This window comes from Bacillus sp. FSL W8-0770 (assembly GCF_038008705.1).
Classification (GTDB): domain Bacteria; phylum Bacillota; class Bacilli; order Bacillales; family Bacillaceae_G; genus Bacillus_A; species Bacillus_A cereus.
In genome coordinates, this window is the sequence record NZ_JBBOZR010000001.1 from 3,715,368 (window position 1) to 3,741,860 (window position 26,493).

A 26,493-nucleotide genomic window follows, 5' to 3' on the forward strand; every position below is an offset into this window, starting at 1 on the left:
GTTACGCTGTGATCCAAGCTTCGTTAGCTGGATTTTTACGCCACTCTTGTAATTTCTTCGTTTCAGCTTGTCCAATCATACCTTTTTCTGCTGCAACTTCAGTTAATGCACTGTAATCACTTAAAGAATATGATGCTACGTTAGCTGCTTCTAGTTTTTCTTTTCCTGCTTCAAGCTCGTATGTGAAGATTGATACGATTCCTAATACTTCACAGCCAGCTTCGCGAAGTGCTTCTACACATGTAATTGCACTACCGCCAGTTGAAATTAGGTCCTCTACTACTACTACCTTTTGACCTTTTTCAGCTTTTCCTTCGATTTGGTTCCCTTTACCGTGACCTTTTGCTTTACTACGTACGTAGCACATTGGTAAATCCATACGATCGCTTACCCATGCAGCGTGCGCAATACCAGCAGTTGCTGTTCCTGCAATAACTTCTACAGTTGGGAAGTGCTCTTTAATTAACTCTTCTAATCCAGCTGCAATCGCTTGACGTACTTTTGGATAAGATAAAGTTAAACGGTTATCACAATAAATTGGTGATTTCATACCTGAAGACCATGTAAATGGATCATTCGGTTGTAAAAATACTGCTCCAATTTCTAATAAATGCGATGCGATTTCTTTTTTCATACTGTTACACCTTCCCACTGTTGTTTTACTGTTTTATACGCTTCAAGCGGATTTTCTGCTTTTGTAATACTACGTCCAACTACGATGTAGCTTGAGCCAAGTTCCCTCGCACGTTTCGGTGTTGCTACGCGCACCTGGTCATTTACATCATCGCTTGTAAGACGAATCCCCGGTGTTACTGTTACAAATTCATTTCCGCATACTTCACGTAATTTCGGAACTTCAAGTGTTGAACAAACAACGCCATCAAGTCCACTTTCCTTTGTTAGTTTTGCATAATGAGCAACCGCTTCTTCTAACGTTTTCTCAATGCCGATCTCTTTTTTCATCATAGCTTCCGAAGTGCTTGTTAGTTGTGTAACTGCAATACAAATCGGTCTCTCTTTTCCTTCTTGCTTACCTTCCTCTAATCCCTCAATCGCAGCTTTCATCATACTGCTTCCCCCAGCAGCATGAACATTTACCATATCAACATCTAGACTAGCTAGGCTACGCATAGCGCTTTTTACTGTATTCGGAATATCATGAAGTTTTAAATCTAGAAAAATCTTATGTCCTTTTTCTTTTAAGTACGTAATAATCGCAGGGCCTTCTTTGTAAAATAACTCCATACCAACTTTGACAAATAACTCTTCCCCTTCAAAGTGGCGCAAGAATTGTTCTACATCTTGTTTCCCTGGAAAATCTAATGCAACGATTAACGACTGTGACATGTTTGCTTCCAGCTCCTTCCTTGACATTCCGAAATGTGATCAAATCCTAATTCATCTAATAGTGCTGGTAACTCTTCAATAATTGTCGGACATACGAACGGATCGATAAAGTTCGCTGTACCTACTGCAACTGCGCTTGCGCCAGCATAGAAGAATTCAATTACATCTTCTGCTGTTTCAATACCACCCATTCCGATAATTGGAATGTTAACCGCTTGGCTTACTTCATGTACCATACGAATCGCTACTGGCTTAATCGCAGGACCTGATAATCCGCCTGTACGGTTTGCTAAAATTGGTTTAGCTGTTTTTAAATCTAGACGCATACCAAGCAATGTATTAATCATCGTTAAACCGTCTGCACCTGCATTTTCAATCGCTTTTGCAATTTCCACAATGTTTGCCACGTTCGGTGACAACTTCACGTATACAGGTACTTCAGAAACCTCTTTTACTCGCTTCGTTAAATCAGCAGCAATTTCAGGATTTGTACCAAAGGCGATACCACCTGTTTTTACGTTCGGACAAGAAATATTTAATTCTAGTGCATGGACATTAGGCGCTTTAGAAATTTCTTTTGCAACCGCTACGTAATCCTCAGCTTGTGAGCCTGCAACGTTCGCAATGATTGGAAGATCAAATTGGTCTAACCATGGTAATTCAGAATTCATTACTTTTTCTAACCCTGGGTTTTGAAGTCCGATTGCATTTAACATACCGCCCGGTGTTTCAGCAACACGAGGCGTCGGATTTCCATAACGTGGTTGTTCTGTCGTCGCTTTAATCATGATTGATCCTAGTACACTTAAATCGTAAAACTGTGCATATTCACGACCAAATCCAAAGCATCCAGATGCCGGTATAATCGGATTTTTTAATGATAATCCCGGTAATTCAACTTGCAATCTGTTCATAGTACAACCTCCCCGATTGGAAATACTGGTCCGTCGCTACACACCTTCTTGTAAGAATGTCCACTTGGATCTTCTTGTAAGTGGCATACACATGCGAAACAAGCTCCAATACCACAGCCCATACGTTCTTCTAAAGAAATATAAGCTTTTTTCTCTTTGTAACGTCCTTCTAATGCACGAAGCATCGCTAGCGGACCACATGAATAAAGAATATCAAAGTCAATTCCGTAATTATCAATTACATCTGTGACAAATCCTTTTGTGCCGTGTGTACCGTCTACTGTCGCAACGTACGTATCACCAAGTTCTGCAAATTTCTCTTCATAGAAAACGACATCTTTCGTTTGAAAACCTAAGATGTGGATTACACGTACACCTTTTGCAACGAGGCGCTGTGATAATTCATAAAGTGGTGGTACACCAATTCCCCCGCCCACTAGTAAAGCTGTTTGACCAGCTTCTGCTTCTTCTACAGGAAAACCGTGTCCTAGTGGTCCTAGTACGTCTACCAATTCACCTTGTTTTCTAGTTGCTAATGTTTTTGTCCCTTGTCCTTCTGCACGGTATAGCATTGTAAATTCGTTCTTCTCTTGATCTACATTACAAATACTAATCGGGCGGCGCAGAAGGGGCGCAATGCCCTCCGCTACCTTAATGTGTACAAACTGCCCTGGTTCGTTCATTTGCTGTACTAACGTTCCTTGAAGCACTAATTCGTAAATGTTTTTTGCGATTTCTTTTTGATTAACGACGATCATATTTTGCTTTTGCATCATGCATGTACCACCTCGTGACGCTTTGTTTGCGTAATTTCTTTCATTGAATGAGCTGAGAATGTCATAGATTCTAATACTCGTAAGATTGCTCTCGTTGTATCAAGTGATGTTAAGCAAGCTACACCATTTTCTACTGATTCACGGCGAATGCGGAAACCATCACGCGCTGGTTGTTTACCTTTTGTTAGCGTATTGATTACAAACTGTGCTTTTCCTTGACGGATAATATCTAGTAAGTTGTAGTCTTCAGAATCAATTTTGTTTACAACTTGTACTGGGATATTTTGCTCTGCTAACGATTGTGCTGTCCCAGCTGTTGCTAATAAGTTATAACCGATTTCGTGGAAACGTTTTGCAATTTCCATTGCCTCTTCTTTATCTTTATCCGCTACAGTAATGATTACTGATCCGTGCGTTGGGATGTTAATTCCAGAAGCAACTAATCCTTTGTATAATGCTTTTTCAAGCGTTAAGTCTTTACCCATTACTTCCCCTGTTGATTTCATTTCAGGTCCTAATGTTGTATCAACTGAGCGTAGTTTCGCGAATGAGAATACCGGAGCTTTTACATATACTTCTTTTTCTTCTGGGTGATACCCAGTTCCGTATCCTTGCGCTACTAGATCTTGCCCTAAAATAACTTTCGTTGCAACGTTCGCCATTGGTACACCTGTAATTTTACTTAAGAACGGTACTGTACGGCTCGCACGTGGGTTTACTTCGATTACATACACTTGATCTTCGAATACTACAAACTGGATATTTAGTAATCCAACAATGTTTAATCCTTTTCCAAGTGCAATTGTATGTTCAATAATTTGTTCTTTTAATTTGTCAGATAAGCTTTGTGGTGGATATACTCCAATTGAGTCACCAGAGTGAACTCCAGCACGTTCAATATGTTCCATAATACCTGGAATGAATACATTCTCACCGTCTGAAATTGCATCTACTTCAATTTCTTTACCAACCATGTAACGGTCGATTAATACTGGGTGATCAGCGTGAACTTTAACTGCATTTTTCATGTAGTGCAACAGTTCTTCTTGACGATATACGATTTCCATCGCGCGTCCACCTAGTACGTAAGATGGTCTTACTAATACTGGGTAACCAATTTTGTCCGCGATTGCTACTGCTTGCTCTACAGTCGTTGCTGTTTTACCAACTGGTTGTGGGATACCAAGCTGTGTTAGCGCTGCTTCAAACTTATCACGATCTTCTGCACGGTCTAAATCTTCAAGTGATGTTCCTAAAATTTTCACACCGTGAGCCTCTAATTTAGCAGCTAAGTTAATTGCCGTTTGTCCACCGAACTGAACGATAACACCTTCTGGTTTTTCTAAATCGATAATGTGCATTACATCTTCAATCGTTAATGGTTCAAAGTATAATTTGTCAGAAATACTGAAGTCTGTTGAAACTGTTTCTGGGTTGTTATTAACAATGATTGCCTCATATCCAGCTTCTTTGATTGCCCATACTGAGTGAACTGTTGCATAGTCAAACTCAACACCTTGACCGATACGGATCGGACCAGACCCTAGAACTACTACACTCTTACGATCTGTTCTAACCGATTCATTCTCGTCACCATATGTGCTGTAGTAGTATGGTGTTGCAGATTCAAATTCTGCCGCACACGTATCTACCATTTTATAAACCGGAGTTATATTGCTTTCTTTACGCATATCGTAAATTTCACGCTCTGTTTTGTTCCAAGCATTAGCGATGTAATGGTCACTGAATCCCATTTCTTTCGCAGTTTGTAGTACTTCCATATTTCCTACATTCACTTTTACTTCGCGTTCCATGTTTACGATGTTTTCAACTTTTTGTAAGAAGAAGAAGTCCATTTCACACCATTCATTGATTTCTTCTTTCGTTACACCTTGGCGAATTGCTTCTGCTACAATAAACAGTCGTTCATCATCCGCTTTAATGATACGTTTTTTCATTGTTTCTTTATCAAGTTCTTTTAAGTGGTCTAATTCTAGGTGATAAATACCAAGCTCTAAAGAACGAACCGCTTTTAATAATGATTCTTCTAAGTTACGTCCGATTGACATAACTTCACCAGTTGCTTTCATTTGCGTTCCAAGCGTTCTGTTTGCTGATTCAAACTTATCAAATGGCCAGCGTGGAATTTTTGAAACAACATAGTCTAATGCTGGTTCGAAACAAGCGTATGTTTTTTGTGTTACTGGGTTTACGATTTCATCTAATGTTAAACCGACTGCAATTTTTGCCGCTAGCTTCGCAATTGGATATCCAGTTGCTTTAGATGCTAGTGCAGATGAACGACTTACACGTGGGTTTACTTCGATTACATAGTATTGGAAGCTATATGGATCAAGTGCAAGCTGAACGTTACATCCACCTTCAATTCCTAATGCACGAATAATTCGTAATGAAGTGTTACGTAACATTTGGTATTCACGGTCACTTAATGTTTGGCTTGGTGCTACAACGATAGAATCACCTGTGTGAACTCCAACTGGATCGATATTTTCCATGTTACATACTACAATCGCGTTATCATTTGAATCACGCATTACTTCATATTCAATTTCCTTACAACCAGCAATACTTTTCTCTAATAAACATTGTGTTACCGGACTATGTTTTAATCCACCTGATACGATTTCAATTAGTTCTTCTTCATTACTACAGATTCCGCCACCTGTTCCACCCATTGTAAATGCAGGGCGAACAATAACTGGATATCCAATTTCTTTTACAAATTCATGTGCTTCTTCTAGCGTATGAATAATTGTACTAGATGGAATTGGTTCATTTAATTCCTGCATTAATGAACGGAATAAATCACGATCTTCTGCTTGCTCAATTGCTGATAATTTTGTTCCTAAAATTTCAACTCCGCACTCTTCAAGTATGCCTGATTTCGCAAGTTCAACAGCCATGTTTAAACCTGTTTGACCACCTAATGTTGGTAAGATTGCATCTGGACGTTCTTTACGAATAATACGGCTTACGAATTCTAGTGTTAATGGTTCGATATATACTTTATCTGCTGTTGCAGTATCTGTCATAATTGTTGCTGGGTTAGAGTTAACAAGGATTACTTTGTAACCTTCTTCTCTAAGAGATTGACAAGCTTGTGTACCAGAGTAGTCAAACTCTGCTGCTTGCCCAATTACAATTGGTCCTGATCCGATTACTAAAATTGTGTTAATGTCTAGGCGTTTTGGCATAACTCTTCCCCTTCTTTCTTGAAGTTTTCAATCATTGCTAAGAAATCTTCGAATAAATCGTTTGCATCTTCTGGTCCTGCTGAAGCTTCTGGATGATATTGTACTGTAAATGCTGGGAACTTCGTATGACGAAGACCTTCTACTGTTCCATCATTTAAAGCGACATGTGTAATTTCAAGTTCTGTATTTTTAACTGACTCTTCTTCTACTGCGTAACCATGGTTTTGAGATGTAATTGCTACTTTTCCAGTTGCAAGATGTTTTACTGGATGGTTTAAACCACGGTGACCGAATTTCAATTTACTTGTATTCGCACCAGATGCTAGCGCGAACAATTGATGTCCTAGGCAAATTCCGAATAAAGGAACTTTACCGATAATGTCTTTTAACATTTCAATTGCTTCTGGTACATCTTTTGGATCCCCAGGTCCGTTACTTAACATAATTCCATCTGGGCTAAGGCGTAAAATTTCTTCTGCTGTTGTGTTGTAAGGAACTACAATTACATCACAGTCACGCTTATTTAATTCTCGTAAAATACCATGTTTCATACCGAAGTCTACTAGTACAACTCGGTGACCACGACCTGGGCTTGGGTATGGATCTTTCGTTGATACGCGTTTTACATGATCTGTAAATACTGTCGCTTTTAATTGACTTACAATGTACTCTACATCTGCATCCATATTACAAAGGCGTCCGCGTAATGTACCGTATTGACGAATTTTTCTCGTTAATTTTCTCGTATCAATCCCTGCTAATCCTGGGATATTTCTTTCTTTCAAGTAATCATTTAACGAAATTTCATTACGGAAGTTTGATGGATGATCACAAATTTCGTTTACGATTAAACCATTTACAGATGGGTGAATGGATTCAAAATCGTCACGGTTAATGCCGTAGTTTCCGATTAATGGGTACGTGAATGTTACGATTTGACCGCAATATGATGGATCAGATAATGTTTCTTGATATCCAGTCATTCCTGTTGTAAATACAACCTCACCTGACTTTTCGATTTCGCCTCCGAAACCTGTTCCAATTAATACTGTTCCATCTTCTAAGATAAGTTGTCTTTTCATACTAATGCACTCTCCTTTTGCCATGCGATCTTACCACCAACGATTGTCATTACCGGCCATCCTTGGCATTTCCAACCTGCGAATGGTGTATTTTTTCCTTTTGATAAGAATGTTGTTGGGTCAATCTCTTCTTCTTGTTCTAAATCAATGATTGTAATATCAGCTGCTCTACCTTCTTTTAGGCGACCTGCTTCTAAGCCGAATGTATCAGCTGGCTTTTCTGTTAAGAATTGAATTAACTGTTCTAGCGTAATAACTCCCTTTTTCACAAGGTTTGTGTATAGAAGCGGGAATGCTGTTTCAAAACCAGTAATTCCAAACGGTGCTCTTTCAATTCCTTGTGCTTTCTCTTCCGCTGTATGCGGTGCATGGTCAGTTGCAATCATATCGATCGTTCCATCTAATAAACCTTCAATTAATGCTGCATGGTCTTCTTTTCCACGAAGCGGTGGGTTCATTTTAAAGTTAGGATCAGCTGATGGGATATCATCTTCACATAACACTAGGTGATGCGGTGTTACTTCTGCTGTTACTTTAATTCCAGCGCGTTTCGCATCACGGATTACACGTACAGAACCTTTCGTACTTACATGACATACGTGATAGTGGCAATCTGCTGCTTCAGCAAGCAGTATATCCCTTGCAATATGTACAGATTCACATACTGATGGGATACCGTTTAATCCGTGTTTCTCAGAAAACTTCCCTTCATGTACACAACCTTTATTAATAAGCGTATTCTCTTCACAGTGCGCAACTACTGCCATATTTAATTTCGCTGCACGCTTCATAGCTGCTAACATCATGCTAGCATCTTGTACGCCTACACCGTCATCAGTGAAAGCAAATGCTCCAAGCTCTTTTAATGTTTCGAAATCTGTCATTTCAGAACCCGCTTGGCGTACTGTAATTGCTCCGTATGGTAGTACGTTAACATGCGCTTTCTCTTTAATACGATTTTGCAAGTCTTCCATATGTTCTCTGCAATCTGGTACCGGGCGTGTATTTGGCATTGCGCAAATTGTAGTGAATCCACCTTTTGCCGCTGCTAGTGTACCTGTTTCAATTGTTTCTTTATGTTCACCACCTGGTTCACGAAGATGTACGTGTACATCTACTAATCCAGGTGCGATTAACTTTCCGTTCACATCGATTACTTCAGCATTATCTGCCGTAATATTTTCTGCTACCTTAGCGATTTTACCGTCTTGTACGAGAAGATCCGTTGCTACGATTTTTCCTTCTTCATTCATATAACGACCATTTTTAAACAAATAATTCATGTTTCATTCCTCCTAATACATTTGGTAAGGCGCGTTTTAGTACAGCCATTCTTACGTAAACTCCATTTTCCATTTGTTTAAATATGCGTGAACGCTCACACTCAACAAGTTCACTTGCAATTTCAACATCACGGTTTACAGGAGCTGGATGCATAATAATGCTTCCTTCTTTCATACGCTTTTCTCTTTCTACTGTTAATCCGTGTTTCTCATGATATTCTTTCATAATGTCTGTTTCATAATGATCATGACGCTCATGTTGTACACGGAGTAACATCATTACATCAACTTCTGGAACAAGTTCATCTAATGGTTTGTATGTTCCAAATGTGTTGTCTTCATCTTTCCACTCTTCTGGACTTGCAAAGTAAATTGTTGCACCAAGCTTCGTTAATGCTTCTGCATTAGAACGTGCTACTCGGCTATGACGAACATCTCCTACTATTGCAATCTTCAAACCTTCAAATCTTCCAAACTCTTGTTTAATTGTAAGAAGGTCCAGTAGGCACTGCGTTGGGTGGTTTCCGCATCCATCTCCAGCGTTTAAGATTGGAATATTCACCTGATCTTTTAGTTCATCGAAGTAGCGATCTTGCTCGTGGCGGATGACCACTGCTTTTGTTCCGATTGATTCTAGTGTTCTTATCGTATCGTATAAAGTTTCTCCTTTTTGTACGCTAGATGCATCAGCTGAAAAGTTTAAAACATCAAGTCCTAATCTCTTCTCAGCAACTTCAAAGCTAAATCTCGTTCTCGTACTATTCTCAAAGAACAAGTTCGCAACAAAAGTTTGCTCTGTCGTTTTGCTCTCTTTTCCATTCGCAAAATCTTCTGCATCTTTTAGGATTTCTGAAATTTCTACTTCCGATAATTCACTCATCGTTAACAAATGGCTCATCGTCATCCCTCATCTTTCTGATTTTTATGTTACCACTTTTGAATTTTTATAACAACCTTTGCATAAAAATACCCTAGTCATGTGAGACTAGGGTGCAAGAAAGAAGCCACCCTTTCCGGTCTCACAGGACTGAATTAAAAGGTTATTATTATGAAGCAATCTGCTTAGATTGTTTTATTTGTTTCGTTTCCGGTAGTAGTAGATTTAACAGTACACCTACAATTGCTGCTAGTGCCATTCCTTCTACTTGGAATGATTCTCCTACGTGAAGTACCGCTCCACCAATACCGATTACTAATATTACTGATGCAATCATTAAGTTTCGTTTGTCACTTAAATCTGTTTTATCATCTACCATCATGCGTAATCCGCTTGATGCGATTACACCGAATAGTAAGATTGATACACCACCCATAACTGGTGTTGGGATCGAATGAATCAGTGCAGAAATCTTACCGATAAACCCGAACATGATTGCGAATACTGCTGAACCGATGAATAAGTATACACTGTATGCTCTCGTAATTGCTAGCACACCGATGTTTTCACCATACGTTGTATTCGGTGGCCCACCGATTAGTGACGCAATTAATGTTGCTACTCCGTCACCGAAGATTGAACGGTGTAAACCTGGTTTTTCAATTAAATCTCTTTTAATAACATTTCCAAGAACAATTTGATGTCCGATATGTTCTGATATTGTTACTAGTGCAACTGGTACCATCAAGAGTACAATCTTCCATGAAAACTCTGGTGTATATGTTACAAATGGTACTGTGAAATCTGGTACAACAAACCATTTTGCCTCAGCTACCGGCTTTAAGTCTACTAGCCCTTGGAAGTAAGCGAAGATATATCCGCCGATAATGCCAAGTAACACTGGTATTATACTGAAAAATCCTCTTCCAAATATCGAGCATATAATTGTAATTGCTAATGTTACTAACGCTACTGAAAAGTGTGTAAAGCTATATTTGCCATCCGCACCGTTCATCGCCATGTTAACTGCTGTATGTGCTAAAGCTAGACCGATTACCATTACTACTGGACCAACTACGATTGGTGGTAGTAATTTCATAATCCACTCTGATCCTGATTTCTTAATTCCGAGTGAGATTAAGATGTACACAAGTCCTGCTAGCAAACCACCAAGCATTGCTGCTCCCGGTCCACCTGCCGTTTTCGCTGTTATAATCGGTGCGATAAAGGCGAATGATGATCCTAGATAGGCAGGTACTTGACCTTTCGTTATAAGAAGGAACGCTAACGTTCCTAATCCACTTGATATTAATGCTACTGATGGATTCAATCCTGTTAAAAACGGAACAAGCACTGTTGATCCAAACATCGCGAACAAATGTTGTATACTTAAAAATAACCATTTTCCCGGTTTCGGTACTTCATTAACGTCTAACACTGGCTTTTGTTCCATTGTTACATCCTCCTTCAGTTTAAATCTTTGCAATAAAAAAACTCTTTGTGCCTGTGCACAAAGAGTCCTACACTTTCGTATGCCAAATTTGACATATGAAAGCCAAGACCCTTTGGCAGCCTCACAGGACTACATTTAAAAGGGCTTTACTTATCGTATATGCTTACTCGATCTTGTTGATCTGTCTCTTGCAAATCAACTTCGATACGCTCTTCACTTGATGTTGGAATGTTCTTCCCTACATAATCAGCGCGAATTGGTAATTCGCGATGACCTCTATCAACAAGAACCGCCAATTGGATTTGAGATGGTCTACCTAAATCCATAAGAGCATCCATTGCTGCTCGAACTGTTCTTCCTGTATATAATACGTCATCCACAAGGATAACTTTCTTCTTCGTAATATCTACAGGGATATCAGAACCTTTTACAAGTGGTTCTTTATCTTTCGATTGTAGTGTTAAATCATCACGATATAACGTAATGTCTAACTCTCCAACTTCCATTTCTTTTCCTTCAATTTGACCAATTCGTTCTGCCAAACGTTGTGCAATAAAAATTCCACGAGTTTTAATTCCGACAAGAACACAATTATCGACACCTTTATTTCGTTCCACGATTTCATGACTAATTCGTGTTAAAGCGCGGCGAATCATTTGGTCATCTAAAACGACAGCTTTCTCTTGCATGCTCTACACCTCCAAGCTTTTTTCTTGCGTGAGAGTAATGGTATAAAAAAAGTCCTCTCAGCGTGTGCGAGAGGACTTTTGAAAAAAGGGTACAACATACCCTAAGTATTTCAAACCGTTACCTTCTCAACCTCACGGGGCTGTGTTAAAGGATCATTATTTAACTGTTGTCAGTATCTCAGTTTTCTTATGATTTGTCAATACTATTTTCGTAAAATATTTAATACGTCTTCAAACACTTCTGGAATCGGTGCCTCAAACTGAATATATTCACCAGTACGAGGATGATCAAAGCCTAAAATACCCGCATGAAGTGCTTGTCCATTCATATCTAACGTTTTCTTCGGACCATACTTCGGATCTCCTGCAAGTGGATAGCCAATATATTTCATATGAACACGAATTTGGTGCGTACGTCCCGTTTCTAAGCGACATTCTACAAGCGTAAAGTCTTTAAAGCGTTCTAACACTTGGAAGTGCGTAACAGCGTTCTTACCATTTTCATCAACTGTCATACTTTGACGTTCTTTCTTATCACGAGCAATCGGAGCATCAATCGTTCCCTTATCATGCGGAATCACACCGTGTACAATCGCTTTGTAACGTCTCGTTACTGTTTTTGCTACAAGCTGATTTACAAGCGATTCATGTGCCATATCATTTTTAGCAACCATTAATAGTCCAGATGTATCTTTATCAATACGATGCACGATACCTGGACGCATTACACCGTTAATGCCTGATAAGTCTGTACAATGGTGCATAAGGCCGTTTACAAGTGTACCACTTGTATGCCCTGGTGCTGGATGTACAACCATACCACGTGGCTTATTTACAACAAGCACATCTGCATCTTCATAATAAATTTCTAAATTTAAATCCTCTGGTTGAATATCTAACTCTTCTGGTTCAGGAATTGTTACTGTAATTTCATCTTCTTCTTTTACTTTATAATTCCCTTTTACCGCTTTTCCGTTTACTGTCACAACGTCATCTTTAATCCATTGCTGCACTTGCGTACGTGACCATTCATTATTTATCCCTGCAACGAATTTATCAATTCGCTCGTTTTTTTGCTCTGCTGCAACTGTTACTTGTACTACTTCACTCATTCAATTACTCCTTCGCTTTCTTGCCTTCTAATAATGTTTGAATAATAATTAATACAACACCAATACATAATGCTGAATCAGCTATATTGAATACTGGATAGTTGTACGAGAAAATATACACGTGAATGAAATCCACTACTTCTTGTCTAAATACACGATCAATAAAGTTACCAATTGCCCCGCCCAAAATTAGGCTTAACGAAATACCTAGAAGCTTGTCTGTTTTCGCATACTTTTTCATATAAAATACAATAAACACTACAAAAACAACTGTAATAATGTAGAAGAACCACATTTTATTTTCTAAAATACCCCAAGCAGCGCCTCTATTTCGATGTGATGTTATGTATAATACATTGTCGATAATCGGAATACTCGTACCCAATTCCATGTTCTTTACAATTAACCACTTCGATATTTGATCGATAGCAATGACGAATAACGCTATTACATAATATATCATTTTCATTTCCCCCACAAAGACAGTGTACCTCAAAATTTTAGCATAGCTGCTACCTTTTCACAATGAACCTTTATAGAAGAATAAAATAAATTAAAAAAAGGTAATATAATATCGTTGTGCGTATTCATACATTTACCTTTTCATAAAAGAATTCATGAATCGTACGGGCAGTCGGCATTGTCTTCATTTGCTTTGTCGAAATTAATCTCCCCGTCTCTTCACAAATACCATACATGTCTATTTCCATTTTAAATAATGCGCGTTCTACATCCTTTAAATCCTCTTTTATATCATGTAATAGCAATTTTTTCTTTATCTCTTCCTTAATTTCATATCCAAGCTCTTGGCTGAACTCGACATCATATTTGTGCATTACTTCTTTAGCTAGTCTCTCTTGCAACTCTTTTCTCATCAATTGCAATTCTTCTTTTATTTCCATGTAAATTTCATTCACGTGTACATTCCTCCTAGCTGTAATGTACAGTTAGTGTGTCCGAAATTTATTTGCTTACCTCACACACATTTTTCCTTCACAGGAAAGAGTCTGAAAGTGATTTTGATATGCCATCAACAAAAAAACTGACTGCATCAATAGCAGTCAGCTTTTTTTATTATTTTACATAGTTTTCTTTAACAACTGTTGCACAACGCTCACATAATGTTTCATGTTCAGCATCTTTACCAATTGTTTCTGAAACTACCCAACAACGTTCACATGTTTCACCAGTTGCTTGAGCAACAACAACCGCTGTATGTTCATACTTCGGTGCATCTGCTGGCGCTTCATCCATCATACCACCAAGTTTATACTCAGAAACGATGAATAATTGCTTTAAGTCTTCGCTAATAGACTCTAACATAGCTTTCATTTCTGCAGTTGGATATAGCGTAATGCTTGCATTTAATGACTTACCAATTACTTTTTCATTACGAGCTACTTCTAGTGCTTTTAACACGTCATCACGTAATGTCATAAATGCATCCCATTTTGTTTTTAACGCTTCCGCGTCATCTAATTGTACAGCTTCTGGCATATCAGTTAATTGTACACTTTCTTCTGTTACGCCTGGAATGTATGGCCATACTTCATCAGCTGTATGCGGTAAGATTGGTGTTACAAGTTTCGTTAACGCAACAAGAACATCATATAATACAGTTTGAATCGCACGACGATCTTCGTGGTTTGCACCTTCAATATATAAAATGTCTTTTGCAAAGTCTAAATAGAATGAACTTAAATCAATTGTACAGAAGTTATGAATTGCATGATACACAGCAGCGAAGTCGTATGTCTCATATGCTTCTTTAACTTTTGTAATTAAGTCATTTAATTTCACTAACATGTAACGATCTACTTCACGAAGTTCAGCTACAGCTACTGCATTTTCACTTGGCTTAAAGTCGTCTAAGTTTCCTAATAAGAAACGGAATGTGTTACGGATTTTACGATACACTTCTGCTACTTGTTTTAAAATATCATCTGAAATACGTACGTCAGATTGATAGTCAACAGAAGATACCCATAAGCGTAAAATGTCTCCGCCTAATTGATCCATAATTTTCTTCGGTACGACAATGTTTCCAATCGACTTACTCATCTTACGTCCTTCACCATCTAGTACGAAACCGTGACTTAGTACGCCTTTATATGGAGCTTTACCTGTTACAGCAACTGCTGTTGATAATGAAGAGTTAAACCAACCACGATACTGGTCAGATCCTTCTAAATATAAATCAGCTGGACGCTGTAAATCTTCGCGCTCTTCTAATACCGCTTGGTGAGAAGAACCTGAATCGAACCATACATCCATGATGTCTGTTTCTTTACGGAATTCGCCATTTGGGCTACCTGGATGTGTAAATCCTTCTGGTAATAGATCTTTCGCTTCACGCTCGAACCATACGTTAGAACCGTGTTCACGGAATAAATCTGCTACATGGTTAATTGTTTCATCCGTAATAATTGGATCACCATTCTCAGCATAGAATACCGGAATTGGCACACCCCATGCACGCTGACGAGAAATACACCAGTCACCACGGTCACGAACCATATTATGAAGACGAGTTTCTCCCCATGCTGGTACCCATTTTGTTTCTGCTACAGCTTCTATTAATTCTTTACGGAATGCTTCAATAGATGCAAACCACTGTGCTGTCGCACGGAAAATAATTGGTTTTTTCGTTCTCCAATCATGTGGGTATGAATGTGTAATGAATGTTAGTTTCAGTAACGCGCCTACTTCTTCTAATTTTTCTGTAATTGGTTTATTAGCTTTATCATAGAATAAGCCTTCAAATCCAGGTGCCTCATTTGTTAATACACCTTTATCATCGACTGGGCAAAGTACTTCTAATCCATACTTTTTACCAACAACGAAGTCATCTTCCCCGTGTCCTGGTGCTGTATGAACACAACCTGTACCTGCATCTGTTGTTACGTGGTCTCCTAGCATAACTAATGAATCACGATCGTAGAATGGATGTTTTGCAACTGTGTACTCAAGTTCGCTACCTTTTACTGTTTTCACAACTTCAGCATTTTCCCACTCTAACGTTTTTGCAACTGTCTCAAACAGCTCAGAAGCAATGATATATTTCTCATCGTTTACTTTTACAATGCTATATTCAAGCTCTGGGTGAACAGAAATACCTAAGTTTGCAGGTAATGTCCAAGGTGTCGTTGTCCAAATGATGTACTTTTCATCACCTTCTAATACGTTCTTTCCATCTTTTACAGGGAATGCTACGTAAATAGATGCTGATTTTTTATCTTGATATTCAATTTCAGCTTCCGCTAAAGCAGATTCACTCGTTGGAGACCAGTAAACTGGTTTTTGACCTTTATAGATATAACCTTTTTTCGCCATGTCACCAAACACTTTAATTTGTTGTGCTTCATAAGCTGGCTCTAAAGTAATATATGGATTATCCCAATCTGCACGTACACCTAGACGCTTAAATTGTTCACGTTGACGTTCTACTTGTTCATATGCATACTCTGCACATAACTTACGGAACTCAGCAACTGTCATTTCTTTACGTTTTACACCTTTATTTGTTAAAGCTTGTTCAATTGGTAAACCGTGCGTATCCCATCCTGGAACATATGGCGCACTAAAACCAGTCATTGATTTATAACGAACAATAAAGTCTTTTAATACTTTATTTAATGCATGTCCCATATGAATGTCACCATTCGCATATGGAGGTCCATCATGCAATACAAATAAAGGACGTCCTTTTGTATGTTCTTGTACTTTTTCGTAAATATTCATTTCAGCCCATTTTTCTTGCATTGCAGGCTCACGTTTTGGTAAATTCCCACGCATTGGGAACTCTGTTTTTGGCATCAGTAATGTATTTTTGTACTCCATGCTCAATTCCTCCTTACATGTATAAAAGAAACACTTAAAAAACGGAATAAAAAAGAGACCTTCTCATCCCAAAAAGGGACGAGAAAGTCTCCCGCGGTACCACCCTAGTAGATCATATACATATGTATAGAATCCTCTTTATATTCTTAACGCGAATACACGCCTACGCTTACTCTATTTGTTCAGCGCGGAACTCCAGGGTGATATTCCCACTATCTCCTTATCCTGAGCTTACACCATCCTCAGTTCGCTATATAAGGTTTGAAAAGGTACTTATCCCTATCTTCGTTTTTCTTAATAAATATGTTGTTTAAAATTATATGTAATAATGAGAAAAACGTCAAGCTTACACTGTTTCTTCTTTTTTCAACAGTTCATCTACTTCGTCTTCTAATTCAATTAGTTTATCCCAATCATCGTTGTTTAACATCTCAAGCTGTGTTTCTAATAACATACGGAAACGAGTTCGGAATACTTTCGCTTGTTTCTTTAGCTCTTCAATATCAAAAGCAACTTTTCTTGATTTTACTAATGCTTCGTTAATAATACGATCAGCATTCTTTTCAGCTTCACGCACAATTAATTTCGCTTCTTTTTGCGCATTACGTTTTACTTCTTCCGCTGCTTCTTGTGCAACGACGATAGATTTGTTTAACGTATCTTCAATATTAGAAAAATGATCTAACTTCCCTTCTAACTGCGCAACTTTTTCTTCTAAAGCTTTTTTCTCACGAATGACCAATTCATAATCTTTGATAATTTGATCAAGAAACTCATTTACTTGATCTTCATCATAGCCACGGAATCCGCGACCAAATTCTTTGTTATGAATATCTAATGGTGTTAACGGCACAACGCCACCTCCAAGTAGTTATCTAAATTTCCTCTTTCAATTATATCTTTTCTTCGACAAAATAGGAGGATTTCCTTCTAAAAAACCAATCATTTTAGTATACCATACAAAATTCTCCATTTGTCGCGTTTTGTTCTACCTTCTACAGAAAATAATTTACTTCGGCCATATCCTCTAACAGAAAAAACATCTCCTGGATAGCATTCATAAGAAGTTTGCTCCACTGTTTTCCAATTGACTTTTACTAAACCATTTTTTATGAAAGGTTGTACTTTCTGTCTAGATAAATGTAACATTTCAGCTAACATAACATCTAAACGAAGTGAAGAAACCGTTCCAGATTTCTCTCCCCACGTTTCATCTATCTGTAGAATTTGTTCTCCTTGCACTGACGCTAAAGAGACTTTTACTTTCCCTATTGATTGTAAGTTCATCTCAATATACGATACAATTTCTTTCGCAACTACAATTTGGGCACGATTTTCTTGCAGCAAAATATCACCACATTTTTCTCTTGTTAAACCAAGAGACATAAATGTACCTAATATTTGCCTATGTTCTAGCGTATAAAACTTGGAAGGATAGTCAATTTCTAATACTTCTACTTGAAATTCTTCTTCATTTAATTCTAGATAGTCTGGATAAATAAGTGCTCTTTTACGCTCTGCATTAGGCGTTGCACCACCAAATTGTACAGCAACATCACCTTGTCCTATTACCATAGAAACAATTTGTTGTTGCCTAGGATCAAGAAAATCCGTTAACTTCACTTGATGGTACTCCGCCGCTCGCTTCCACTCTAGCACTTTATCCACAAAGACCTCCTCATCAGGCCTAAAATGTTCGTAGATGCTCATGTATTTACCTTCTTACTATAAGAAATAGCTTAATAAACTGAACAAACCAGTTTTAGCAAGTTTCAACGCAAAGATCGCAACGATTGGAGAAATATCAATCATTCCAAGCGGCGGAATAAAGCGGCGGAATGGTTCTAAATACGGTTCACAAATACGTGCCAGGAACTCTCCAAAAGATGATTCCTTTGCACCAGGAAACCATGATAGGAGAATGTAAATAATAAGTGCCCACGAGTAAATCTCGATAGCATAACTTAACACTATAAAAACTGTTGTCATGGCGTATTACCACCTCTTTATATTTGTTTCTTCTTCTTCACCGAATAACTCTGAAATCGCACCAACAATATCTACATTTTCAGGTGTACACATAAATGTTTTCGGCCCTATTTTTTGAATGTCCCCGCCTATAGCGTATACAGTACCACTTAAAAAGTCAACGATACGTACCGCTTGATCAGTAGACATTCTCTGCAAATTAATTACAACAGCTCGTCTACCTTTTAAGTGGTCCGCAATCCCTTGTGCTTCCGAATATGTGCGTGGTTCTAATAAAACAACTTTTGAAGATTGTTTTGCTGTTTCAATACTCACAACATTTTGCTTCGGTTGCGCTTTCGGAAACGTAACGTCTTGTTGTTCTGGTGGATCTTGCTGCTTTTTCATGTCTGTTTGCTCCTTTTCATAACCATATTGAGCTGCTTCTTTTTCTTCCGGTGTATCAAAAAAGAAGTATTTTACTTTTGACCAACTCATAATAAGATTCTCCTTCCTTTTACGCTTTTCCTACTAAAATCGTTCCCAAACGAATATATGTAGCCCCTTCTTCAATTGCAATCTTGTAATCGTTGGACATTCCCATTGATAATTCTTTACATGGCGCATGTAATAACTCTAGCTCCTGCACCTCTGTTTGCAGCATACGTAATTCCTTAAAACAGCGTCTGATTTCTTCCTCTTCTTCTGTAAATGGAGCCATCGTCATTAGTCCAACCACTTCAATTTTATCGAATTCTTGCAAACTTTGAATAAAAGAAACAACCTCTTCTATTGCCAATCCTTGCTTCGATTCTTCAGATGAGGTTTTCACTTGAATAAAGCATTTCACTTTCTTATCAGCACGTTTCTGAATTTCTTTCGCCAGCGAAAGACGATCTAACGAATGTAAATAATCAATTTCATTAATGATTTCTTTTACTTTTCTCGTTTGTAATGAGCCAATAAAGTGCCAATTAACTTTTGAACCGAAATGCTCGTATTTCTGTAAGAAACCTTCATTTCTATTTTCACCTAAATCGATAATTCCAGCTTCAATTACTTCGTTTGTTTTTTCAATCCCTACAGTTTTTGTAACTGCAACAAGTTTAATATCTTGCAACGAGCGTCCAGCTCGAGCGCAAGATTCTTTAATAGCTTCGTTTACAATTACTAAATTTTCTTGTACTGTCACTTGCTTCCTTCCTCCTTAAAACCTATGAAACTCAACATTCTTCCTGTCTTACCTTGATCACGACGATGAGAGAAAAATAGTTGCTCTTCACAGCTTGTACAAAGAGATGACATTACAATATGCTCTTCTTTTATGCCTGCTTGTACACATAATATACGATTAATTTCTTTTAAATTAATTGCGTACTGCCCGTCAGAAATTTTTTGATGAGGAACAGCACCGCTAACTACTTCCTGTGCTGCTGTTAATACACGATCATCCACAACATAACAACAAGATCCGATCGACGGCCCAATTGCAACATGAATTTCATCACTTGAAATACCTTCTGCATTCCACTTTTGAATCATTTCCTTTGCAATCTCTTGTACAGTGCCTTTCCATCCAGCATGCGCAAGTCCTATCATACCATGTGATGGTGCATAAAAATAGAGCGGAACACAATCCGCGTAACAAGACGTTAACAGAACATCTTCATTACTCGTATAAATGCCATCTGTTTTTGAAATGCCGTCCTCATATGAATAGACACCACTTCCCTTTTCCTGTTGCCCTACTTTTTCAACATGATGAGCATGAACTTGTTCAGAGCAAATCCAGTTTTCTAATGGTTTTTGTAACTTATTTGCTAAAATGCGTCTGTTTTCATGAACGTTCTCCACGATATCATTCACATGTAATCCTAAATTCATCGCATGAAAGGAGCCCGTACTTATCCCACCATCTTTTGTCGTAAATCCAGCAGTAATGTTTCCAAGTTCTTTCCACGCTTGTAAATACAGTATACCGTCCACATATTTAAATGGTTCTCTCATAATAAAGCGGCTCCTTTTAATTAAAATAACAGAAAAAAGCATGGTACTTCCTGTCTATTTTACCATACTTTTATTTTTTCATAATCCTAACAGAAAAAAAAGAGGAATTTGTAATATTCTTTATGAAATTGTCGGTGTTTGTATTGATTCTGTTACAGAATTAACAGGATTTACTCTTACAAGTATGACATCTTCCCCAATTTTCACAATTTCCTTCCAAGGAATTACAATCTCAACATCTTTTCCAAAAATACCTAGCATACGTGTCTGTTTGGAAATAATAACAGAACAAACTTTCCCTGTGTTCATATCAATTTCAATATCTCCAATATTCCCAATCCTTTTTCCATCTGAAATATTTATAACATCCTTCATCTGTAACTCTGAAATTCGTATCACCATTTTTATCCTCTCCCTTATATGACAAATTGGAAACTGTTTCTCATATTTACAGGAAGCCACCTATACGAAACACGATGCTAGTTTCATTATATGAACACTAATCCCCTACTATGAGCACAAACCATATTACATATAAAAAGGTCTCACCATAATTGGTGAGACCTTATCCTTGAATCGTTTTATTCATTTGTTTAATGGCTGACTTCTCTAAACGTGATACTTGCGCTTGGGAAATCCCAATTTCTTCTGCAACTTCCATCTGTGTCTTTCCTTGGAAGAAACGTTTTCTAATAATCATTTTCTCTCTATCATTTAAACGCTTCATTCCTTCTTTCAATGCTAATTCTTCAACCCACTGCTCGTCCTTTTGTTTTTCATCACTTAACTGATCCATAACAAAGATAGGATCTCCCCCATCATTATAAATCGGTTCAAATAATGAAACTGGATCTTGAATTGCATCTAAAGCAAATACTATCTCTTCATGAGTTACTTCTAGCACTTTTGCAATATCCATTGCTGTTGGTTCTTTTGAATTTTCTGCAATCAACTTTTCTCTTACTTGCAAAGCTTTATACGCAATATCTCGCAATGAGCGCGATACGCGAATCGGATTATTATCACGCAAATATCTGCGTATTTCCCCAATAATCATCGGCACAGCATACGTTGAAAATTTTACATTTTGGCCTAAATCAAAATTATCAATTGATTTCATAAGTCCGATGCAACCAACTTGAAATAAATCGTCAACATATTCTCCTCTGTTATTAAATCTTTGGATGACGCTCAGTACAAGACGTAAGTTTCCATTCACTAATTTTTCTCTTGCGCTTATCTCTCCACTTTGCATTTCACGAAATAATTTACGCATCTCTTCATTTTTTAATACTGGAAGTTTAGCTGTATCAACACCGCAAATTTCTACTTTGTTTCTCGTCAAAGTGTTCCCTCCTATCGGGAGTTGCTGTACAGTGTAAAGTATTTCCTTTGAAGGGGATTTTATGCATGTGGTTTTTTCACGATTTGTTATTTAAATTATCTTTCCTAATACAACTAAATAGAATAAGACCAGCCTACATAACGGCTGGTCTTATTCTTTACACCATTTTATTAAATTCTTTTCGTAATCTTTTTATAATTCTTTTTTCTAAACGCGAAATGTATGACTGTGAAATCCCAAGCATATCAGCCACATCTTTTTGCGTCTTTTCCTCTCCTCCAGCAAGCCCAAACCGAAGTTCCATAATTTGTTTTTCACGATCATTTAATTGGTGTAATGCTTTCATTAAAAGGTGACGATCTACAGTAGCTTCTAAATCTTTTGTAATAATATCATCATCTGTACCTAACACGTCAGACAATAACAGTTCATTCCCATCCCAATCAATGTTTAGTGGTTCATCAAAAGAAACTTCCGAACGATTTTTGTTATTTCGACGTAAATGCATTAAAATTTCATTTTCTATACAACGCGATGCATATGTTGCTAATTTTATTTTCTTTTCTGGATTAAATGTATTTACCGCTTTAATAAGGCCGATTGTTCCTATACTAATCAAATCTTCAATATTTATCCCTGTATTTTCAAACTTTCTTGCTATATATACAACGAGCCTTAAGTTACGTTCAATAAGTAATGACCTTGCTGCCTGATCTCCTTTTGGCAATTTATTCAAAAGAACTTCCTCTTCTTCTTTTGTTAACGGTGGTGGCAACGCTTCACTTCCACCAATATAATAAATTTCATCGGTCTTAATTCCTAATTTCAGCAATACTTTATACCAAAGGTATACTAAATAAAATTTTAATTTCATCATATTATCCCGCCTCTCATTATTAAGCAATTACCATTTTTTGTGAAATCAACATTTTTGGATGCACAATACATTGATACTCCCCATTAGTAGAAAGCTGTTGTGTATTTAATCCAATTAATACTTTGTTTACAACAATAGAACTACCTTCATGGTCAACTTGCACACTGTCAGGCTTAATTGCCCACAAAAATTGACTCTCTACCCCTACTGCACGGAAAGGAATTAAGCGTAATTTTGTCGCCCAACCAGAATCATTTTCTGGTATTTGAGGAATTTCTGTTTTGGAATAAATTTGTTCTGTTAACCAAGATGGTAAGCAATGTTCTAATGATGAAACATGCATAATCATAACGGGTGTTTTTGTTAATGGGTCATAAAGTTGGTTCCCACTGTCAATAAGACCTGCCAGTTCTAGTTCTTCTTCTGCTAATTGAATTTTTACTTTCACAATTTGATCATAGTGTATTTTCGTGACCTCTACGCTTTCAATACGCTTTTTAGAAAAATAATAAATTACTGGAAAACCAAAAATAACAAATAACCAACTAATTGGATCACCGTAAGAAATTGACTGAGATTGAACCAATCCATTTACCATTTCATTCGTTTGCAAAAAGAAATGAGTTCCAATTAATCCTCCGCCAACCATAAAGGTTACAAAGTAAAAAGTAAAAACAGTTTGTGCATAATTTCTAAATGTTGTAAACCCAAATGCTGTATACACAATAAGTAACGAGTACAGTAGTTTCATAATTGGATGTGTCATCATAGAAGCAAAAGGAGTAAAGGCAAAAATAACAATAGTTGAACCTATAAATGCCCCTAACACAAGCCTCCATTTTTTGATTTTCTTTTTTAACACGGTAGCTGTTAATAAAAGCAAAAGAAAATCAATGCAGGCGTTTAACAACCAAACAACGTCGGCGTAAACAACCAAACAATTCACCTCTTTTTTCAAGTTGAGACTAGTATAATGCATATCCAATAGGAAAGTGTGTCAATTTGCGGAGGTGTTTTTTTGTTATTTTGTGATTTCTAGACATAATCTGTCGGTAAAAAATAAAAGTACAAATTCATAGAATGATATACTCTTATTTTCACCAACAAAATATACCAAATAAAAAAAAGACCTGCTTAGCAGGTCTTTTCCATTTAAAAAACAAAAAAGGAGCATGAAAGCTCCTTTTTTTATCGTCTACGACGGTTACGTAAAAATGCTGGAATATCGATATCATCTGAATCTGAATGACGCTCATGTACAACTGGCTCTTCACGCTTCATTTCACGTTTTACTTCACGTTGTTTTGAAGGTTGAGCTACTGGTTGTTGCTGTTGTTGCGTGTGGTTCGCATTCGGGCGAATAATTGGTTTTGGTGGTTGAGTTGCAATGCTATCATCAAAACCAGTTGCAATTACAGTTACAACGATATCATCTTTTAATCCTTCGTTAATAACAGAACCGAAGATCATATTTACTTCTGGATCTGAAGCTGAAGCTACGATATCTGCCGCTTCTTGTACTTCATATAAGCTTAAGTTAGCGCCACCCGTAATGTTCATGATAACACCTTGAGCTCCATCAATAGATGTTTCTAGTAATGGACTAGAAATCGCTTTTTTCGCAGCTTCTGCAGCACGATTTTCCCCGTTACCAGAACCAATACCCATTAAAGCAGAACCTCTATTAGACATAATTGTCTTTACGTCTGCAAAGTCTAAGTTAATTAAACCTGGCGTTGCAATTAAATCCGAAATACCTTGAACACCTTGACGTAATACGTTATCAGCTTCACGGAATGCTTCTAACATTGGCGTATTTTTATCAACAATCTCTAATAAGCGATCGTTTGGAATTACAATAAGAGTATCTACATTTTCTTTAAATGCTGCAATACCAGATGCTGCTTGCGTCGCACGCTTACGTCCTTCAAAAGTAAATGGACGTGTTACAACACCAACTGTTAAAGCACCTAATTCTTTTGCAACTTGAGCAACAACTGGAGCTGCACCAGTTCCAGTTCCACCGCCCATACCGGCAGTTACGAAGACCATATCCGCACCACGAAGTGCTTCTTGGATCTGTTCTTTACTTTCTTCTGCAGCTTTTTTCCCTACTTCAGGGTTTGCGCCTGCACCAAGTCCACGCGTTAATTTTCCACCAATTTGCATTTTTGTTTCAGCTTTTGATAGATTTAATGCTTGTGCATCAGTGTTCACAGCGATAAAGTCTACACCTTGTACACCGTGTTCAATCATACGGTTTACAGCATTGTTTCCGCCACCGCCGACACCGATAACTTTTATATTCGCTAATTGATCTTGAGTAGTATCAAACTCTAACATGTCGAAATCCCCCTAGAACCTCATTTTTCGTGTCCAATTTTAATCCCATAAATAACGGAATACACGTTTTACTTTTGACATCATGCGGTCATCATTTTGATTATTATTGTTTTGATTACGAGTTTTTTGTTTCGTGGGTTGCTGTTGTACCGGCGTTGGTGCTGGTGCTGGTACTGGTTCAAAATGCTCTTGCTTTTCCTGCACATTTTTCCCACGTAATTTAGCTTTTTGATAAGAATGTTTAATTAATCCAACTCCACTTGTATATTGAGGCTCACGCACACCAATATAATCAGGAGTTGCTACACGAACATTTTCATGTAAAATATCATATGCAAGATCAAGAACACCTGGCATAGAAGCAATTCCGCCAGTTAGTACATAACCAGAAGCCACTTGCTTTACTCCTAACTTACGCACTTCATCTTGAACAAACATTAAAATTTCCTCTACACGAGCCTCTATTATATCCGATAATTCCAACTGAGAATATTGTTCTGTTTGATCACTTCCCATAATAGGAACCGTAAACATCTCTTCTTCAGATGCTGTATCATAAAAAGCATGTCCATATTTCAACTTAATTTGATCTGCATTTTCTGTTGAAGTTTTCAACCCAATCGCAATATCTTTCGTTATATGGTCTCCACCTAATGGTAATACGCTCGTCGCTTGTAACTCTCCATCTTTAAAAATAGATAAAGTTGTAGATCCTCCCCCCATATCAACAAGGGCTACTCCTCTATTTTTTTCATCTGAAGATATAGCAACTGTTGCAGCCGCTAAAGGTTGAAGACAAATATCAACAATTTCAAGACCTGCTTTTTCTACACAACGAAGTAGGTTATGTAGTAAAGTTCTCGAGCCTGTAATAAGTGTACCTTCCATTTCTAATCTTACACCGATCATCCCGCGTGGATCGTTAATCTCGTCAAGACCGTCTACGATGAACTGTCGAGGTACCACATCAATAAACTCACGTTCTGGAGCAATTGACACAACTTGTGCTGCATCTAGAACGCGTAAGACATCTTCATTCCCGATTTCACGATCTTCATTTGAAACAGCGACTACTCCGTGACAAGGAAGTAGCTGTACCTGGTTTGCATTGACACCTACTACAACTTGCTCAATGTGGATTCCCACCATGCGCTCAGCTTGTTCAATTGCTTTTTTAATTGATCGAACAGTCTCGTCTATATCAACTATCGATCCCTTCTTTAAACCATTTGATTTTACATTTCCAACACCAATAATGTTTAAGCTGTCATTAACCATTTCACCAATGATGACTTTAACATTGGATGTACCGATGTCAAGACTAACATATATTTCATTGCTGTTCATTCTTTGGCACCTCCTTCT

Annotated in this window: 26 protein-coding genes and 1 other annotated feature; all 26 genes read right to left on the bottom strand. The window is 37.6% G+C overall.

Annotated elements, in window-relative coordinates; genetic code table 11:
- Position 1: 1 nt before the first annotated feature.
- The 26 genes from pyrE to ftsA all read right to left on the bottom strand — a co-directional run bounded on the left by pyrE (position 2) and on the right by ftsA (position 26,475).
- Positions 2 to 634: an orotate phosphoribosyltransferase gene (pyrE, locus tag NST27_RS18955; RefSeq protein WP_000711449.1), complete on the bottom strand. Its 633-nt coding sequence runs from the start codon at positions 632 to 634 to the stop codon at positions 2 to 4.
- Positions 631 to 1,347 carry an orotidine-5'-phosphate decarboxylase gene (gene pyrF, locus NST27_RS18960; RefSeq protein ID WP_000083498.1) on the bottom strand — a complete coding sequence of 239 codons (717 nt, stop codon included), beginning with the start codon at positions 1,345 to 1,347 and terminating at the stop codon, positions 631 to 633. The genes pyrE and pyrF overlap by 4 nt, the downstream gene beginning before the upstream one ends.
- Positions 1,332 to 2,261 carry a dihydroorotate oxidase B catalytic subunit gene (gene pyrD, locus NST27_RS18965; protein ID WP_001081055.1) on the bottom strand — a complete coding sequence of 310 codons (930 nt, stop codon included), beginning with the start codon at positions 2,259 to 2,261 and terminating at the stop codon, positions 1,332 to 1,334. The genes pyrF and pyrD overlap by 16 nt, the downstream gene beginning before the upstream one ends.
- A complete protein-coding gene (gene pyrK, locus NST27_RS18970; protein ID WP_000983353.1) occupies positions 2,258 to 3,037 on the bottom strand; it encodes a dihydroorotate oxidase B electron transfer subunit in 780 nt (259 codons plus the stop codon). The genes pyrD and pyrK overlap by 4 nt, the downstream gene beginning before the upstream one ends.
- On the bottom strand, positions 3,034 to 6,252 hold the full coding sequence (carB, locus tag NST27_RS18975) for a carbamoyl-phosphate synthase large subunit (protein ID WP_001126126.1): 3,219 nt from the start codon (positions 6,250 to 6,252) through the stop codon (positions 3,034 to 3,036). Before carB ends, pyrK begins: the two co-directional genes overlap by 4 nt.
- Positions 6,237 to 7,334, bottom strand: a complete 1,098-nt coding sequence (locus NST27_RS18980) for a carbamoyl phosphate synthase small subunit (protein WP_000828678.1) — start codon at positions 7,332 to 7,334, stop codon at positions 6,237 to 6,239. Before NST27_RS18980 ends, carB begins: the two co-directional genes overlap by 16 nt.
- Positions 7,331 to 8,617 (bottom strand): dihydroorotase, encoded by a 1,287-nt coding sequence (pyrC, locus tag NST27_RS18985; RefSeq protein ID WP_001108377.1) that lies wholly within the window; start codon positions 8,615 to 8,617, stop codon positions 7,331 to 7,333. The genes NST27_RS18980 and pyrC overlap by 4 nt, the downstream gene beginning before the upstream one ends.
- Positions 8,601 to 9,515: an aspartate carbamoyltransferase gene (pyrB, locus tag NST27_RS18990; RefSeq protein ID WP_000018849.1), complete on the bottom strand. Its 915-nt coding sequence runs from the start codon at positions 9,513 to 9,515 to the stop codon at positions 8,601 to 8,603. The genes pyrC and pyrB overlap by 17 nt, the downstream gene beginning before the upstream one ends.
- A gap of 148 nt (positions 9,516 to 9,663) precedes the next feature.
- Positions 9,664 to 10,947 (bottom strand): uracil permease, encoded by a 1,284-nt coding sequence (gene uraA / locus NST27_RS18995; protein ID WP_000435928.1) that lies wholly within the window; start codon positions 10,945 to 10,947, stop codon positions 9,664 to 9,666.
- Positions 10,948 to 11,093: 146 nt separating this feature from the next.
- The gene (pyrR, locus tag NST27_RS19000; RefSeq protein ID WP_001156488.1) at positions 11,094 to 11,636 is read right to left on the bottom strand and encodes a bifunctional pyrimidine operon transcriptional regulator/uracil phosphoribosyltransferase; all 543 of its coding nucleotides are present in this window, start codon (positions 11,634 to 11,636) and stop codon (positions 11,094 to 11,096) included.
- A 203-nt stretch (positions 11,637 to 11,839) separates the two neighbouring features.
- Positions 11,840 to 12,748: an RluA family pseudouridine synthase gene (locus NST27_RS19005; RefSeq protein ID WP_000005830.1), complete on the bottom strand. Its 909-nt coding sequence runs from the start codon at positions 12,746 to 12,748 to the stop codon at positions 11,840 to 11,842.
- A 4-nt stretch (positions 12,749 to 12,752) separates the two neighbouring features.
- The gene (gene lspA, locus NST27_RS19010) at positions 12,753 to 13,211 is read right to left on the bottom strand and encodes a lipoprotein signal peptidase LspA (protein ID WP_000642184.1); all 459 of its coding nucleotides are present in this window, start codon (positions 13,209 to 13,211) and stop codon (positions 12,753 to 12,755) included.
- Between the two features lie 124 nt (positions 13,212 to 13,335).
- Positions 13,336 to 13,665, bottom strand: a complete 330-nt coding sequence (locus tag NST27_RS19015; protein ID WP_001002956.1) for a molecular chaperone DnaK — start codon at positions 13,663 to 13,665, stop codon at positions 13,336 to 13,338.
- A 157-nt stretch (positions 13,666 to 13,822) separates the two neighbouring features.
- Positions 13,823 to 16,588, bottom strand: coding sequence for an isoleucine--tRNA ligase (ileS2, locus tag NST27_RS19020; RefSeq protein WP_000455951.1), 2,766 nt, complete (start codon positions 16,586 to 16,588; stop codon positions 13,823 to 13,825).
- A gap of 71 nt (positions 16,589 to 16,659) precedes the next feature.
- Positions 16,660 to 16,883: a binding site (T-box leader), on the bottom strand.
- Between the two features lie 51 nt (positions 16,884 to 16,934).
- Entirely contained in the window at positions 16,935 to 17,441 is a 507-nt protein-coding gene (gene divIVA, locus NST27_RS19025; protein ID WP_001131611.1) for a septum site-determining protein DivIVA, read from the bottom strand.
- An 89-nt stretch (positions 17,442 to 17,530) separates the two neighbouring features.
- Positions 17,531 to 18,298: a YlmH family RNA-binding protein gene (locus tag NST27_RS19030; protein WP_002164454.1), complete on the bottom strand. Its 768-nt coding sequence runs from the start codon at positions 18,296 to 18,298 to the stop codon at positions 17,531 to 17,533.
- Between the two features lie 15 nt (positions 18,299 to 18,313).
- A complete protein-coding gene (locus tag NST27_RS19035) occupies positions 18,314 to 18,577 on the bottom strand; it encodes a YggT family protein (RefSeq protein WP_000214233.1) in 264 nt (87 codons plus the stop codon).
- 6 nt (positions 18,578 to 18,583) lie between these two features.
- On the bottom strand, positions 18,584 to 19,054 hold the full coding sequence (locus tag NST27_RS19040) for a cell division protein SepF (RefSeq protein WP_000119129.1): 471 nt from the start codon (positions 19,052 to 19,054) through the stop codon (positions 18,584 to 18,586).
- Between the two features lie 19 nt (positions 19,055 to 19,073).
- Entirely contained in the window at positions 19,074 to 19,748 is a 675-nt protein-coding gene (locus tag NST27_RS19045) for a YggS family pyridoxal phosphate-dependent enzyme (protein ID WP_000218004.1), read from the bottom strand.
- Positions 19,745 to 20,563 (bottom strand): peptidoglycan editing factor PgeF, encoded by an 819-nt coding sequence (pgeF, locus tag NST27_RS19050; protein WP_001209008.1) that lies wholly within the window; start codon positions 20,561 to 20,563, stop codon positions 19,745 to 19,747. Before pgeF ends, NST27_RS19045 begins: the two co-directional genes overlap by 4 nt.
- Before the next feature lie 120 nt (positions 20,564 to 20,683).
- Positions 20,684 to 20,965, bottom strand: coding sequence for a YlmC/YmxH family sporulation protein (locus NST27_RS19055; protein ID WP_000236747.1), 282 nt, complete (start codon positions 20,963 to 20,965; stop codon positions 20,684 to 20,686).
- A gap of 163 nt (positions 20,966 to 21,128) precedes the next feature.
- Positions 21,129 to 21,908 (bottom strand): RNA polymerase sporulation sigma factor SigG, encoded by a 780-nt coding sequence (sigG, locus tag NST27_RS19060; protein ID WP_000197755.1) that lies wholly within the window; start codon positions 21,906 to 21,908, stop codon positions 21,129 to 21,131.
- Positions 21,909 to 22,065: 157 nt separating this feature from the next.
- Positions 22,066 to 22,785 carry an RNA polymerase sporulation sigma factor SigE gene (gene sigE, locus NST27_RS19065; RefSeq protein ID WP_000976948.1) on the bottom strand — a complete coding sequence of 240 codons (720 nt, stop codon included), beginning with the start codon at positions 22,783 to 22,785 and terminating at the stop codon, positions 22,066 to 22,068.
- A 19-nt stretch (positions 22,786 to 22,804) separates the two neighbouring features.
- Positions 22,805 to 23,722 (bottom strand): sigma-E processing peptidase SpoIIGA, encoded by a 918-nt coding sequence (gene spoIIGA / locus NST27_RS19070; protein ID WP_000261970.1) that lies wholly within the window; start codon positions 23,720 to 23,722, stop codon positions 22,805 to 22,807.
- Between the two features lie 251 nt (positions 23,723 to 23,973).
- Entirely contained in the window at positions 23,974 to 25,128 is a 1,155-nt protein-coding gene (gene ftsZ, locus NST27_RS19075) for a cell division protein FtsZ (protein WP_000888984.1), read from the bottom strand.
- A 39-nt stretch (positions 25,129 to 25,167) separates the two neighbouring features.
- Positions 25,168 to 26,475, bottom strand: a complete 1,308-nt coding sequence (gene ftsA / locus NST27_RS19080) for a cell division protein FtsA (RefSeq protein WP_001087558.1) — start codon at positions 26,473 to 26,475, stop codon at positions 25,168 to 25,170.
- Positions 26,476 to 26,493 lie beyond the last annotated feature (18 nt).